A 15,114-nucleotide genomic window follows, 5' to 3' on the forward strand; every position below is an offset into this window, starting at 1 on the left:
CTCCGAGTATATAAAGGCCCCTTCCGAACACTGAAGAGGCCTTTATAAAAAAATAGCACCTCTTATCTGTCAGAAGAGCTCGCTCTCCTGCAGGAATTGGCACCATACCCGGCAAAATACCGGGCTGGTTGCCGGGTTTCATTGGGCCAGTCCCTCCACCTCTCCGGATAAGAGCACTAATAACTATAATTTAATTACTTTATTCAGTCTATCAACTGCTTATAAAACTGTCAATAAAATTTTTAGTAATTTACTCATATTGGATTCGCTAAACACTTTGAAGCAATGTAAAAGAAAATACCGAGCACAAAACCCAGCAATGTATTTCCCAAGCATGTCCAATATGTCAGGTTTTAACTTTGATGTCCCTTTTCCCAATAAGTATCTTTAATTTCATAAGGGGTACACCCCTTATATAATTGCCTTATCAATAGGGTATAACTGGAATTTAATAGAGACGCATATAGAAGCAAAGCTATATGTTTAGGATTAAACTTTACACTTTTAGTTTTATAAGTTGCAAATTAATAGCATTTTTCCCAGCGGTTTATATTTAAGTTCCCACCCGGTAACCGAAAAAGTTTTTAAAAAATTCTCTTTCTCAAAAGCCTTGCCATTCTTTTCCCGATCTTGGTAAACTAATGTCGAAGGTGATTTAATAGATTTTAAAATTCTCAGTCTTCTAACTTTTAAGAAAAAAGCCGCTATGTTATCATTGATAAAAGTAATCATATAGGGAGGGTTTATATTAATGAAAATTATTGCTATCAACGGGAGTCACCGAAAGGGTAAAAATACGGCTACTCTTCTCCGGGCGGTGATTGATGAAGCCAGTATCCACGGTGCGTCAACAGAATTACTGGAGCTAACCGATTATAATATTAAGTATTGTCTTTCTTGTAATAAGTGTCTGAGGCAGGCCCGGTGCTCCATTACTGATGATGACATGGCAATTATTGCAGAAAAATTATTGGCTGCTGATGGTATCGTGTTAGGTTCACCGGTGTACTGGGGCAATGTGAGTGCATTGATGAAAAATTTTATGGATCGTACCCGCTGGATGCACATGGTTAAAAACATGCTGGCCGGAAAAGTGGGGGCAGCCGTGACTAATGCGGGTTTACGTAACGGCGGACAGGATTTGGTACTGAGCATCATGGAAAATTATCTTACGGCCCAGGGGTTACATGTAGTGGATGCCCGGGATCAAGACAATCCCTTGGTATTTGTCGGGGTAGCCGGCTCTCTGCAGGCGGATTTTAAAAACGGTAAAAATATATGGCGTAAAAGCGTACAGGAAGACGAAACGGCCATGCTGGCTTGTAAGAAATTGGGAGAGAATATGGTTAAATTAATTAAAAAACTTAAATCCGCGGGTTAATTCATTTTAATTAAAACTTTCCACCTCTAGCTCCGGGCTGCCATTTTTCAGACAATGTTCAAATATTGGAAAAGATTACCAGTATAACTCATTATGCCCAAGGGTTAATTACAAATACTTTTGAGCAATACCGGGCGGGGATAAAAGCAGCTTGAATTTATCCACTTAATCTATTCCCTATTGGGTTATCTGAGTAACAAATTGTTCTGTTAATCGGCTTATAGCTTTCTTTTCAATTCTGCTTACATACGAGCGGGAAATGCCCAACTTTTTTGCGATATCCTTTTGTGTTTTCTTAATACCGTCTTTTAGCCCGAATCGCATCACCAGAACTTTTCTTTCCTGTGGGCTAAGCTTTTTTAAGTGTTTCCAAAGCTGTTCTTGATCAAGGCGGCTTGCCACTTTATCCGTCACCAGTTCTGAATCTGTACCTAATATATCAATAAATTGAATTTCATTTCCTTCTTTATCAACTCCAATGGAATCAAAGAGAGACAGTTCAGCTTTATTTTTTTTCTTGGAGCGGAGGTGCATTAATATTTCATTCTCAATACACCGGGAGGCATATGTGGCCAGCCTTGTGGACTTGTCGGAATTGTAAGTATTGATTGCCTTGATTAGCCCTATGGTACCTATAGAAACCAAATCGTCAAATTCCTCTCCCGCGCCTTCAAACTTTTTAATAATATGTACAACTAAACGCAAATTTCTTTCAATTAGAATTTTACGGGCCCTTTCATCACCTTGCATAAGCAACTTAACATATTTGGCTTCCTCTTCTTCCGACAGCGGCTTGGGAAAACTATTATTAGCGATGTAAGACAATAGCAACATAATACCGTGAATAACTGATACAATGGTTACAGTCCACAGACCAGGCAAATCATATTCCCCCTTTAATCAAACAATGGATTATATATTTTATGGCCCCAAAACTCCAAAGGTGTACGTCCAAAATAAAAAATTTTACCGTTCTGTTTAAATATATCCCTTTAGAAGGGATTACTACTTCTCAAAAATACACTTTTGTCGTACAACGTACCTATTACCCCCCCCAATGTGGAAAAAGCTCTCGTGAAATAAAAAACCCCCTTATTTTAGGGGAAGGTCGTTGGAGAACATAAACGAAGGTTATTGTTATCAACAGGAGTCACCGAAAGGGTAAAAAACGGCCATCTTCCTCCAGCATGTACTAAAAAATTCTATCCCTCCGTTCTTTAAGTACATCAATAAACATTCTGGCCAGCACAGGATCAAATTGTTTGCCCATATTTTTCTCCAGTTCCAGTATTGCTTCCTCAACGGTAAGGCTCTTCTTGTAAGGTCTTTCCGATATCATGGCATCAAAACTGTCGGCTATGGCAATGATGCGTGCACACAAAGGGATCTCCTCCCCGGCCAGGCCGTGCGGGTACCCCTTGCCGTCGTACCTTTCATGGTGGTGCAGGATGCAGGATATAATCTTTTTAAACTGCGGGAAGGATTTGAGCATTTGCACCCCCAAAACAGGATGCTGCTTGATTATTTGCCACTCCTCGTCACTCAATTGCCCGGCTTTTGTAAGTATCTGTTTGGGAATTTCCAGCTTACCGATATCGTGGGAAAAGGCAGCTATTTTTATTTCCTTTACTTGCTCCGGTGGAAGCCGCAACTTACCGGCGATAATGGCGGCATACTCCGCCACCTTTTCCGAATGGGCGTAAGTATACCGGTCCTTTGCATCAACCACGGTTAAAAGGGTGTTTAAAAACGTCTTCAATTCGGTTTCAGAATTACCCAATTCCTTTTGAAATTCCCTTATCACTGAAAAATACAGCTGCACCTGGTTTTTGGAATTGCGCTTGGCGTGATACATGGCCTCATCGGCCATCTTGATAAGGTCGTGTGCATTGGCACCGTGATACGGGAACACGGCAATGCCAATGCTGACAGTCAAGCGACCCCCGGGCAAATCTTCTCTGCGGGGAAAGGGGTATTCCGCGATTTGGCGGCGCAATCTCTCCCCGATGCCCTCGGCCGCCTCCGGGCCGGTGTCCGGGAGAATTATACCAAATTCATCTCCACCGTACCTGCCGGCTATATCACCGGAACGGATACTGTTAAGCAGCACCCGGGCAAATTCTTTCAACAATTCATCACCGGCAGGATGCCCGAACCTGTCGTTATAGTATTTGAAATTATCTATGTCCAGGAGGATGAAGGCCAGGGGCTTGTTTTGCTCGCTTCTCTTTTTGAGTTCCCTTTTTAGGGCTTTGTGCAGGTACCCGTGGTTGTACAATTTTGTCAGCCCGTCCCGCATCGTCAGCTCGTAAAGCCTTTGTTCCATTGCCTTGCGCGTAGTAATATCCCTGACAATTAACAATATACCGACCGGCTCCCTGCCGCCGAGAGGTAGACAATCCACGTTTAAAACCATTTCCCACCCGTCAGAAGTGGTGTGTAAAACCTCCTGGTTACACCTGCCCCTGCCGCCAGCAAGTACTTCTTCGAAAAAGGGGCAAGTAAAATTTACCGTCGTTTCCGTTCTTTTGCCGGTAAAAACATCTTCAAAATGCCGACCCAGTACTTTTCCCCGGTCAATTTCAAAGATTTCCTCGGCGACCCTGTTAAAGGAGGTAATTTTGCCGTGCCCGTCCGTGGTAACCACGGCGTTCCTGGTGGTTGCAACAATATCCCGGTGCAAAAAGTGCTCACTGGCAAATTTGCGCAGGGTAAACAAACTTGCCGATATGCCGGTAACAAGCCCCAGCACAGTAAAGATAACGCCCAGCCGGAAAACATTTCTGCTGCTTTGTACGGTATCCCCGGCTATAGCGAAGGTGTCTTTCAGGCGCATATCCTGGATGACTGCCGCCGATTCCAGCAGTTCCTCGCTCAACCAGGCCAGGTTATCGGTTAAATGTGCCGGCAAGACCTGCTTGCTTTGCACCCGGGGAATGATTTTTTGTTCACAAAACTCGTTGTACCTGTCATTTAAATCCCTGATTCTCACAGCCAGCGGTTTTCTGGATTCCCTGACAATCTCAATGAGCCGGCCTTCCAATTGCCGGTTGGTTCGGGCCAGCTGCCTGAACTGTTCCAGGTACCTGGGATTTCCGGAGATGATATAACTGTCCATCAAGCGAAACTGCTGCAGAATGTTCTCTTTAATTTGCTCGATATGGGAAACTTTGTCAACTTGCCTTGAAAGCAGGACTATCTTGCCGTTGAGCTGCCACAGCCACCAAATAATGAACCCGACCATACTCAGGGTGCCGGCAAAGATAACCAGGAAGGTGAATAATAATTTTTTATCGTTATACATGGGTAAATGTCACCTCAGAGAAAATAACTGGAAATGAGCATTCACCAACTGGCACACTGTTTTAACTTCCTTATTTATGATTAACTTAATAATACCTCCTCGATGCAGTTCTGGTACCTCCGCCACTCCACCCACTCTCATTATCATGCCTTTATTCTCTCCTCCGCGTCTGTTCCACCCTTTTTTCATCCGGTATCATCTACTTTGAAACTCTGAACTGTGCCGCCATTTTCTGCAGTTCGTCAGCCATTTGAGTTAGGGATTCCGTTGATGACGCGATCTCTTCTATAGCAGCGGTGGATTCTTCGGTGATGCTGGCAACGTTCTGCGCAGCGGAAGACACTTGTTCGGTGCCGGAAGCAATTTCGTCAACCTGTTTGGCTAAGCTCCCAATCTTGTTAATAATTTCGACAAATGATTGTCCTATGTCATTAACAATACTGACGCCTTCCCCTACTTCTTTGGCACTATGACTCATGGCTTCCGATGCTTGTCTGGATTCAATCTGAACGTTTCTTATTAATTCCTGGATTTCCTGGGCTGCCTGCGCTGACTGTTCAGCCAGCTTGCGTACTTCCTCGGCTACTACAGCAAAACCGCGGCCCTGCTCACCGGCATGGGCAGCTTCAATAGCAGCGTTTAGAGCTAATAGGTTAGTCTGGTCTGCAATATTGGTGATGGTCTCAACAATAATACCAATCTTTTCAGACGCGTTCGTAAGATTGTTGATGGCCTGGCCGACGTTATCAGTGGCATTGTTGATGCTCTTCATTTGTTCAATTACTTTTTCAATATCTTTGCGTCCTTTTTCGGCCTCGTTTGTGGTTGCTTTTGCAGCTTCCCGTATTGTCTGAGCGTTTTGTGCAGCCTGTTCCACAGTGGTAGCAACTTCATTCATCGAGGACGATATTTCACTGGCTCCAGTGGATGTTTCTTCTGCATTGGCGGAAAGCTGCTGTGCTAATGAGGCCAGATTAGTAGATCTTTCTTGAAGACCAAGTGCGATACTCCTTAAATTATCTATGCATAGATTCAGATTGTTCCGCACATGATTAAAATCTTTACTGTATTCCCCGGTCAATTTTTGGGAAACGTCACCTTCGGAAATTCTGGTAAGATAATCACTTACCTTATATAAAGGTTTAGTAATGGTGCCTGCAATCAACCAGCCAAGGCCAACAGCTAAAAGTACACCGAAAATAATTGCTGCCATTATGAACATCCGTGAGACACCTGCCACTGAATCTGCTGATTTCATAGCCTCTTCCATTTGATCTTTTGCTCGGTTATTAATCTTGGCAACCGTCTCTTCGAGGTTCTTGCTCACGGCACTAAGCTGGTCCCGGGCCAATAACCTGAGGTTATTGTCGCTCAGTGCTTTTCCTTCATCAAGTTCCCCGGCAACTACCCGGTCTAATAACTGTTTTTTATGGTTAATTAATTTTTCGGCGTGGGCTTTGTAGATATCAAAACTCACTAGAACTTCTTTGGTATAGGCCTCAATTTTACCTCCCTTGCGGCAGGCCCTGATTCCCATCTTCTCGTTACCCTCTAAAAGGGCATGACAAATCTCTTCAAATTCAGCAGATTTTTCTTTATATGCATCTTTGTATTTCTTAAAGTTTTCCAGATTAGTCCTTACCAGGGACATTTCCAGCAAGTTAACCCTCATAGCTTTTTCCAGTTCCTTCAGGCGCAGTCCTGCTTCAACCTGGGGCACCCTATCATAGAGGATTTTTTTTGCTTCCGAATTTACGTTCATGAGACTTATCCAACCTGCTATGCCTACCGCTACCACTATCAGGGCAACGAGCAAAAAGCCTCCGACCAGGATGCTTTTTACACTTAAGTTTTTCAACATAACAATTTTACCTCCTTATACTTTGGCAACCAGAACCCACAACATTCAGTTTCCAGATAATTTCATTAAAGTTAATTCAGTCACATTTTGTTATATTATGTTCTTTTATAATACTGGACATAATGTCCCAAGTCAAACATAAAATTGCCCATTTTGTCCAAATTACGTCATAATTTGGACAATTATAATACACTAAAAGAGTAATCTCAGAAACAATTAGGAGCCAAAATATTAAATAACAGAATAACAGAAATAATTTATAAAATGAGATCCAAGACTAAATAAACCAGCCCAAATTCCAAATCATGGAGCCCAAAACTTTGGGGTGATTAAAAAAGTCAAATCCGATAATTAAACATTGATGATTATTACGTTGATATACTTAAATAATGCTTTTAATATATAATACTGTCACCTATTTACGACTCTATATCTTTCGGTGGTAAAAAATAAATGCCTTCGAAGGAAGGCTTGACAGTCTATACTTAGGAATTTCCGAGAAACTACGGGAGGTGCATTCAATGTTAACTATAGGACAACGGTTTAGATCATTACGTGAAAAACATGCCCTTTCTAGAAGTGAAGTTGCCAAACGGTTAGGATTAACCTATTGGGCCATTGCCAAATATGAAACTGGCAAAAGGTTTCCCGATCACGAGACCTTAAGCAAATTGGCCGATTTCTTCGGTGTAAGCATAGACTACTTTTATGACAGAGAAAAGTTTGTAAATTCTGAAAATAACATTTGTCCCACGAATTCTTTAGAAGACTTACCGCCCCAAGCTCGCAAATGTCTGGATGAATTTACAGAGTTTCTCTTAAAAAAATATCAAAAATAACCTTGCAGGGAACTTTTTTGTCCAAATTGTCCAATGATAACTTTCCGTTTGGAGGATATTTTGGCATGATACCATGATTTTATAGAGATGAATATACGAGGGGGCCAAAGAAGCAGAAAATTACAATATATCTTTTTATAAAGGATTACTACTTCTCAAAAATATACTTTTTATCGTATAATGTACTTATCACCTCTCCAATGGAAAAGAAAAGCTCCCATGAAACAAGGAAACCCCTTATTAGGGGAAGACCGTTAGGAGTGACAAAATGTCTCTGGAGCTTTTTGGATGTAAAAACATCCGGGAAAAAGTAAGCTTAGAAAAAAAATGGATGAAAAATGGATTTTCCGATTGCCCGATAAAATACGACCCCGAAGCAAAATGGAGAGATAATGCAATAATTTGCCGGCTATCTCTCCTCAAAGCATATTGTGACAAATTCGGCATTTACCAGATATTAAACAAAGAATTTAATGATGCACTGGCTGCAGAAATTAAGAAATTAGGATTAAATCCTATACTTGAAGTAGGTGCCGGTAGCGGTGACCTGGCCCGGGTATTGCGGCGCCGGGGGATTAAATTACATGCTGTCGATACATTCGACGAGCCTCTTCCTGAAAGGGCTCTTAATTTACCGGATTTACCGGAAAAAATGGATTATAAGGTGGCAATTGATAACTATAAGCCAGAACTAATAATATGCAGCTGGATGCCTTCAGGTGAAGATTGGACCCCTGCTTTTAGAGCCAGCAAATCAGTTAAAGCATATATTTTAATAGGAGAAGTTGACGGTAACTGCGGAACCTGTGAAACATTCGGTGAATTTCCGGGCTGGTACAACTACGTTCTTAAAGAACCCAATAAGTGGTCAATGTGTCGCACAGACAACGGACTGGACTTTGACAAGCCGGAAATTTGGTGGAGACATTCCCAAGTTTTGATTTACAGACGGGAAGAGTAATACTTCGCGCTCTCCCTTGACATTTGTTTTAATGATGTGTATAATAAACTATGCAATTGCATAGTGCATCTGTGTCGGGGCGTAGCTCAGTTTGGCTAGAGCGCTACCTTGGGGTGGTAGAGGTCGCACGTTCAAGTCGTGTCGCTCCGACCAAAAGTTAAAACCCGCAAGGCTTTTTAGAATTCAAGGTCTTGCGGGTTTGTTTTTCTAACCCTAGCGCTTAAAATACCAAACAACTTTTTCTTCCTCCGTGTTCATGACCAGGTAATACCCTTCTACATTCTTATTTACCTTAAATACCAAATAACTTTCCGACATGCCTTGGGGAATTTCTGTCTCCTTTAAATGGACAGCCCGGGCCAAATATTTCTTATCCACATCAAGAGGCTTATAGCGTACCCCTTTACTATCTATGACTTCAAAAATACTATTATTTATTATTAAATGATCTTCAGCAAAGACGGATATTATAAAGAAAACCTTTCCCGTTTCAGCTATTGCATGATTATTCTTCCCTATATCCAATTCCCTGGTGAATATGTTCCGTTTACGCAAACCCGCCTGGATTTTAAAATCTCCTACCCGTACAACATCTCCGGATATGTTATATTCTTCGGGTAAAGGAACGCTATGGGAAGGGGTTTCCTGTATTCCCATGGCCATAAACCAATAAACTATAAAAAATATGCCGGGACCAATAAAAAGCATCAGTATCCATTTTCGAGCAGCCCGGTCCTTTAACTTCTTTTCCAAATCCTTTACCATATGTTTTCCCCCATTAAAATAAACAATAACCGCTAAAATCCTTTTATGTAAAACCATCATGTTAAAATTTAAATAACAAGCATAATTTAACCGGCGCAATGCCAAACTATAGTTGTTCTAGCTTGAAAATTTAGGCCGGAGGTGTATTTTATGCATATGGAAGTAGACCAAGATCTTTGCATCAGCTGCGGTGCCTGTGTGGACACCTGTCCTGAAGTTTTTGATTGGAACGATGATGAAAAAGCTCATGCCATTGTGGATGAAGTCCCTTCTGAAGTTGAAGATCAGGCCATAGAAGCTATGGAAAGTTGTCCTACCAATGCCATATCCCAACACTGAAGAAATAAGGAAACGTAATCGAAGAAAAGTTTTAAGGCACGGTAACTTGAACCGTGTCTTTTTTATCTTTATACTTAGATATCATAGTGACATCCTCCCCCGAATAAATTCGGGGGCATCCCGGCGCGGGATGGCCCAGCACTCAATTTATTGAGTGCTGGATTGGAGAGGCAGTAGTTGATGCAGCGCATCCACCTTTTATTTTGAGAGCTACTGCCTGCATTCAGCATCTCCTCCGGTTTGCTCAAATTATAACAAAACTGGAGGAGAAAGTTAAACCGCTATTCATCCCCCGGTTAAAACCGGGGACATTCTGGCGGAGTTTTAGTAAACTTTTTAAAGACGTTTTTTGGGGGAAACGCCAATGAAAAAATTATGGTGTACTTTCCTTTCCGTATTAATGCTATCAACTTTCATGATCCCGCCAGGGACCGCTGAAGCATCCCTGGTACCGGAGCCGGTGGCGCCTTCAGAGGGAATATATGCCCCGGTTCCGCTCCAACACCAGCCCTCCGGCGGCAAAGTAATAATGATTTTAGTGGATAGGACAAGTATCGACGACTGGGTGGAGATGAATGCACCCAACCTGCATTCACTGGCCGCCAAATACGCGGTAGGTCTTATGAACGACAAAACCGGCGGGAGGGATACCCCTGAAGATACGTGCTTGACTATAGGCTCTGGGATACCGTTACGTGCACCAGGAACCGCAGCCTCTGCCTTTCCGGCGGATGAGGAACTACAGACGGGTACGGCATGGGAGGTTTATAAACAAAGAACCGGGAACGTACCGCCCCCAAGTTCAATTATTCAAACTAGTATAGCTAAAATATATCGCCTAAACGAAAATTCCCCTTATACTTTGGGCCCCGGCACTTTGGGTAAAATGTTAAGAGAAGCGGGCATTAAAACCGCTGTTTTAGGAAATTCTGACGGAATATTAGGACTGCGGCGCCAGGCCGTATTCATAGCAATGGACGACGTGGGCATCGTAGACACCGGCGCCATTGGCGGCAACACCTTATTAACTGATCCCGATTTTCCCGGAGGAACTAGAACTAACTATCAATTTTTACTTAAAAAATTTATATCATTATCCCCAAGTGTCCGGTTTGTTGTTATTGACCTGGGCGACTTTTCTCGTATCGAAGATGCCAGAAACAACCTCTTCGAATCAGTTATTTCCGACCTTCGGAAAAAATCCGTGGAAAGAATGGATAAATTTTTAGGCCAAATTTTACAACATGTCGACCTAAATCGCGACCTGCTAATTATCGTTTCTCCAACACCAGGCGGGAATACAGTCAAAGGCGAAAACTTATTAACACCGGTACTCATAGCCGGCAACGGAGTACACAAAGGCCTAATATATTCACCAACCACGAAACGCCCCGGCATCATACGAAATACGGACCTGTTGCCAACAATATTACAATTTTTGAATATCAACATCCCTCCCGGTATTACAGGACAGACCATACAAATTATGCCCGGGGAATATACACTCTCTTCCCTTGCCCGCCTACAAAAGCAACTGGCCTTGATTTTTCACTGGCGCCGACCCATTTTGCAAAATTATGTATTAATCCAATTGCTATTGCTAGGAGTTTCCCTTTTATTCATTTTTTGGAAAAAGCCTTTAGCGCTAAATATATTAAAACCCGTTCTTCTGGCCGTAATGTCCGTCCCCGTTGCTTTATTGATCTTACCCCTGTTGCCCAGGCCTACCCCCGCAGCCCTGCTGGCAGAATTGCTGGCCCTGGTGATGATACTTACCTTACTATCCATGGGGGCTGGACGGTTTGGTAGTTTTGCACCTTTTATGTTTATAAGCGGCCTGACAAGCATGCTAATTCTCATCGACCTTTTAATGGGAGCTCCCTTGCAAAAGACTTCTTTACTAGGGTACGATCCCATCATGGGCGCCAGGTTCTACGGTCTGGGCAATGAATATATGGGTGTTTTGTTAGGTTCAACATTAATCGCGGCAACATCCCTGCTAACTCAATTTAACAGGTATAAGCGTCCGCTGTTGATGATCATATTCTTTTATTTCCTTTTTGCCGTTTATATAACAGGCGCACCTAACCTGGGAACCAATGTGGGAGGCACCATATCTTCCGTGGGGACCTTCCTGGTTACCGCTCTGCTTCTTACAGGAGTAAAGATTGACCGCAAGGTAATTAGCTTGGTTTGCCTCGGAGTAGTTACAGTGGTAATTGTTTTTATCCTTTACGATATAAGCAGGCCTGCAGCCCAACAATCCCACATAGGCCGCACCGCTTCCCTTATCCTTTCCGGCGGGTTTTCCGAAGTTACAAATATTATTTCCAGAAAGATAGCCATGAACATCAAACTAATTCGCTATACCATTTGGAGTCGCATTTTCCTGGCCAGCCTGGGATGTCTTGCCATTCTTTTTTACCGGCCCAGTGGAATTATGCAATTAATTCAAAAAAAGTACCCCCTTCTTTATAAAGGTTTCGCAGGAGTAATTATAGGTAGCATACTGGCACTGATTTTTAACGACTCCGGAGTGGTTGCCGCGGCAACAGCCATGATTTTCGGCGTCCACCCCATGATTTATCTAATTTTGCAAGAAATTTCCTAAAAAGGAATGGTTAATATGCTTATAGGAAGATTTAGTTTTCAAGGTAGGGAATTCTACGGAGAATTAAATTACTCAAAAGATGAGGTCTGTGAATTAAGAGATTTAAAAGATCTCAACAGTAAGACGGGAAAAACTTACTCACTGAAAGAAATACGGATACTTCCCCCGTGCCGGCCAACAAAAATTGTCTGCGTGGGACTAAATTACCGGGATCACGCAGAGGAATTTAATTTGCCGGTTCCTGATGAGCCCGTATTATTTTTAAAACCGCCTACAACAATTACCGCCCACAAAAGCCCGGTAATATACCCGGCCATGAGCAAGCAAGTGGATTACGAGGCCGAATTGGCGGTGGTTATCGATAAGGTCGCCTCCCGTATCCCTGTTAAAAAAGCACGAGAATATATCTTAGGATTTACCTGTGCCAATGATATCACCGCAAGGGACTTGCAACGAAAGGACGGGCAGTGGACAAGGGCAAAATCCTTCGACACCTTTTTACCTTTGGGACCGTATATTAGTACTGAAATAGACCCTGCTAATGTTAACATAGCTCTTTACTTAAACGGGGAAAGGCGCCAGTATTCCAACACCCAAAACCTGATATTTAGCATTGATGAACTAGTAAGTTTTATATCCAACATTATGACCCTTCTGCCGGGTGATGTAATCTTAACAGGCACACCCTCAGGGGTTGGGCCCCTGAATGTTGGAGATACCGTACGAGTTTCCATTGAAGGCATTGGAGATTTAGAAAATCATATAATTTGATGATTTAATGAGGTTTTTTAAACATTTTAGAGATAAAAAAAAGATATTTTGATTTAACGAACGCTATCATAAATGTTTAGTTGACAATCTTTGATATTGTGTTAAAATTGACTTTGATTGGAATCAAGACAATCCTTTAAACAGGAGAGTCTATTTCATAAAATCCAAAAAGGGGGAGATAGCTAAAATGAAACACCTAGGCCGCCATATTTTAGCTGAAATTTATGGATGTGATTTTGAGACACTAAACAACATCCAAAAGGTAGAACGCATTATGATAAATGCAGCCTTGGAAGCAGGTGCCGAAGTTAGAGAATATGTATTCCATAAATTCAGCCCGCAAGGAATTAGCGGTGTGGTGGTTATCTCCGAATCCCACTTGGCTATTCATACATGGCCAGAATTGGGTTATGCCGCAGTGGATGTTTTTACCTGCGGTGATAAAATAGATCCCTGGGATGCATGTAATTATCTCACGGAGCATTTTGAAGCCAAGCAAGTTTCTGCAAGGGAAGCTAAAAGAGGAATTTTGCCTGATATTAAGCAGGAATCTGTGGTAAATCTTTAGGAGGGAGATATTTATTTTTATTGAGGTAGGTAAAGGTTAGCAATGGCCTTGCAATTAGCCAAAGCAATTGCAAGGCCATTGCTTTTTTAGTATAAAATTTTAAATTGCACCCCTAGAAGGAAATCCTTTTAAAATCCCGAATAATATGTAAAGTTAAGACACGAGGGGGCAGTAAAAGCAATGTCAATATTTGACCCGATTAAGAAAGACTTGGAAGCAGTAAATGCAAAGCTACACAAGGAGTATTTTATAAAGGCCGGGCATTTAAGTTCCTTTGCCCACCTGGATTTTACTCCCTTAAACACGGTAATACGCCCCGGAGTGGTAATTTTATCGGGCAGGCTCTTTGGCCACATAAATGCCCAAGTCATTGCACTGGCTGTAGTGGTACAATTTATTTATATGGCTTCTTCAATCCACTTTAAAATAAATGAAGATAATCATCATGGAAAACCTCCTGTGGATCCTAAAGACGGAAGTCAATTTCCCGTATTGGTAGGGGATTACTTGTACAGTAAATTCTTCAATTCCCTTTGTGATGCCCACATAGTTAAATATCTTAAGCCATTATCTCAAGTGATATGTTCCATACACGAAGGAGGTATTCTAAGACAAAAAACACAACAGCAGGACCTAAATAAACCTTCTATTCAGCGCAAAATCGCCTATAGAGAAACTGCAACCCTTTTTGAAACCGGATGCCGGCTTGTTGCCAACCTTGTCGGTGCAGCTACCAAAGAGCAAGATACTATCGCTAAGTTTGGCAGGGAACTAGGTACAGCCTACGGACTAATGGAAAATAAAGCCGGCTTTGAGTACATTGATCCCCACTTGCAAGAAGCATACTACTTCTTAAATAAGCTACCGCAAAATAAATACCGGTCTATCTTACAAGAGCTCTTAAATCGGCTTCAACAAAACAAGCTGGATTTTGCATAAGGGACCGTAAGCAGAAACGGAAAGGGGCAATAATAATTATGGAAATACCTTCTCAATATAAAAACAAAGAAGAATACGTCCATGCCATTTTTTCTTCTATTGCCCACCGGTACGATCTGCTTAATACTACATTGAGCTTTAACCGTGACAAGTATTGGCGGCGTTTTGCAGTGTCCCAAACGGGCCTTAAAAAAAATGGTTCGGCCCTTGATGTATGTTGCGGAACGGGTATGCTGACACTGGAACTGGCTAAAGCGGCCGGCCCCCAGGGTAAGGTGGTCGGCCTGGATTTTTGTGAGAATATGTTGTCAAAAGCTAAAGAAAACTTAAGTAAAACACCCCTTGGGAGTTCAATTAAACTGATCCACGGTAATGCCATAAACTTACCCTTTGAAGATAACACCTTTGATTGCGCCACCATAGGCTTTGCCTTGCGTAACGTTCCTGATGTAAAGAAAACCATTTATGAAATGAAAAGGGTGGTAAAGCCAGGTGGAAAGGTTGTATCCCTTGAACTTTTCAAACCTAATACACCTATTTTAAAGCAGATTTACTATCTGTATTTTAACCACCTGGTACCGATTTTAGGAAAACTGGGAGTAGGAAGGAGCGGGCCTTATAACTACCTTCCCAATTCTGTATGGACTTTTTCACACCAGGAAGAAATAAAGGACTTATTTTCTCAGCTCGGACTGTTAAATACCACTTATTATGAACTTACCGGCGGAATTGCTGTAGTACACGTAGGAACAAAACCGAAAAATTAACACAAAGG

General features: G+C 42.1%; 13 protein-coding genes, 1 tRNA gene and 1 riboswitch. Of the genes, 10 read left to right on the top strand and 4 right to left on the bottom strand.

Going from position 1 to position 15,114, the window contains the following annotated elements; all coding sequences use genetic code 11:
- Positions 1–59 precede the first annotated feature (59 nt).
- Positions 60–174, bottom strand: a riboswitch (SAM riboswitch).
- 577 nt (positions 175–751) lie between these two features.
- Positions 752–1,381 carry a flavodoxin family protein gene (locus tag ACX4JR_RS09195; RefSeq protein WP_476057786.1) on the top strand — a complete coding sequence of 210 codons (630 nt, stop codon included), beginning with the start codon at positions 752–754 and terminating at the stop codon, positions 1,379–1,381.
- 177 nt (positions 1,382–1,558) lie between these two features.
- On the opposite strand, the gene sigK is transcribed toward ACX4JR_RS09195, so the two are convergent.
- From sigK to ACX4JR_RS09210, 3 genes are all read right to left on the bottom strand, one after another.
- A complete protein-coding gene (gene sigK, locus ACX4JR_RS09200; RefSeq protein ID WP_476057787.1) occupies positions 1,559–2,263 on the bottom strand; it encodes an RNA polymerase sporulation sigma factor SigK in 705 nt (234 codons plus the stop codon).
- A 310-nt stretch (positions 2,264–2,573) separates the two neighbouring features.
- Positions 2,574–4,685, bottom strand: coding sequence for a diguanylate cyclase (locus ACX4JR_RS09205; RefSeq protein ID WP_476057788.1), 2,112 nt, complete (start codon positions 4,683–4,685; stop codon positions 2,574–2,576).
- A 199-nt stretch (positions 4,686–4,884) separates the two neighbouring features.
- Positions 4,885–6,546, bottom strand: a complete 1,662-nt coding sequence (locus ACX4JR_RS09210; protein WP_476057789.1) for a HAMP domain-containing methyl-accepting chemotaxis protein — start codon at positions 6,544–6,546, stop codon at positions 4,885–4,887.
- A gap of 521 nt (positions 6,547–7,067) precedes the next feature.
- Between ACX4JR_RS09210 and ACX4JR_RS09215 the strand changes: the two genes are divergently transcribed.
- The 3 genes from ACX4JR_RS09215 (at position 7,068) to ACX4JR_RS09225 (ending at position 8,499) form a co-directional block, all read left to right on the top strand.
- A complete protein-coding gene (locus tag ACX4JR_RS09215; protein WP_476057790.1) occupies positions 7,068–7,385 on the top strand; it encodes a helix-turn-helix domain-containing protein in 318 nt (105 codons plus the stop codon).
- Positions 7,386–7,653: 268 nt separating this feature from the next.
- Complete coding sequence (locus ACX4JR_RS09220) at positions 7,654–8,346, top strand: class I SAM-dependent methyltransferase (protein WP_476057791.1); 693 nt, start codon at positions 7,654–7,656, stop codon at positions 8,344–8,346.
- A 75-nt stretch (positions 8,347–8,421) separates the two neighbouring features.
- Positions 8,422–8,499, top strand: a tRNA-Pro gene (locus ACX4JR_RS09225).
- A 60-nt stretch (positions 8,500–8,559) separates the two neighbouring features.
- Here the strand turns inward: ACX4JR_RS09225 and ACX4JR_RS09230 are convergent.
- Positions 8,560–9,111, bottom strand: coding sequence for a hypothetical protein (locus ACX4JR_RS09230; RefSeq protein ID WP_476057792.1), 552 nt, complete (start codon positions 9,109–9,111; stop codon positions 8,560–8,562).
- 150 nt (positions 9,112–9,261) lie between these two features.
- Here ACX4JR_RS09230 and ACX4JR_RS09235 point away from each other — a divergent pair, with 150 nt between their 5' ends.
- From ACX4JR_RS09235 to ACX4JR_RS09260, 6 genes are all read left to right on the top strand, one after another.
- Positions 9,262–9,450 (top strand): ferredoxin, encoded by a 189-nt coding sequence (locus tag ACX4JR_RS09235; protein ID WP_476057793.1) that lies wholly within the window; start codon positions 9,262–9,264, stop codon positions 9,448–9,450.
- Positions 9,451–9,814: 364 nt separating this feature from the next.
- A complete protein-coding gene (locus ACX4JR_RS09240) occupies positions 9,815–12,061 on the top strand; it encodes a hypothetical protein (RefSeq protein ID WP_476057794.1) in 2,247 nt (748 codons plus the stop codon).
- A gap of 15 nt (positions 12,062–12,076) precedes the next feature.
- Entirely contained in the window at positions 12,077–12,832 is a 756-nt protein-coding gene (locus ACX4JR_RS09245; protein WP_476057795.1) for a fumarylacetoacetate hydrolase family protein, read from the top strand.
- 187 nt (positions 12,833–13,019) lie between these two features.
- Complete coding sequence (gene speD, locus ACX4JR_RS09250) at positions 13,020–13,400, top strand: adenosylmethionine decarboxylase (protein ID WP_476057796.1); 381 nt, start codon at positions 13,020–13,022, stop codon at positions 13,398–13,400.
- A gap of 180 nt (positions 13,401–13,580) precedes the next feature.
- A complete protein-coding gene (locus ACX4JR_RS09255; RefSeq protein ID WP_476057797.1) occupies positions 13,581–14,339 on the top strand; it encodes a polyprenyl synthetase family protein in 759 nt (252 codons plus the stop codon).
- A 38-nt stretch (positions 14,340–14,377) separates the two neighbouring features.
- Positions 14,378–15,106: a demethylmenaquinone methyltransferase gene (locus tag ACX4JR_RS09260; protein ID WP_476057798.1), complete on the top strand. Its 729-nt coding sequence runs from the start codon at positions 14,378–14,380 to the stop codon at positions 15,104–15,106.
- Positions 15,107–15,114: the final 8 nt, after the last annotated feature.

The sequence above is a fragment of the Desulfofundulus sp. JL263-se genome, from assembly GCF_056316025.1.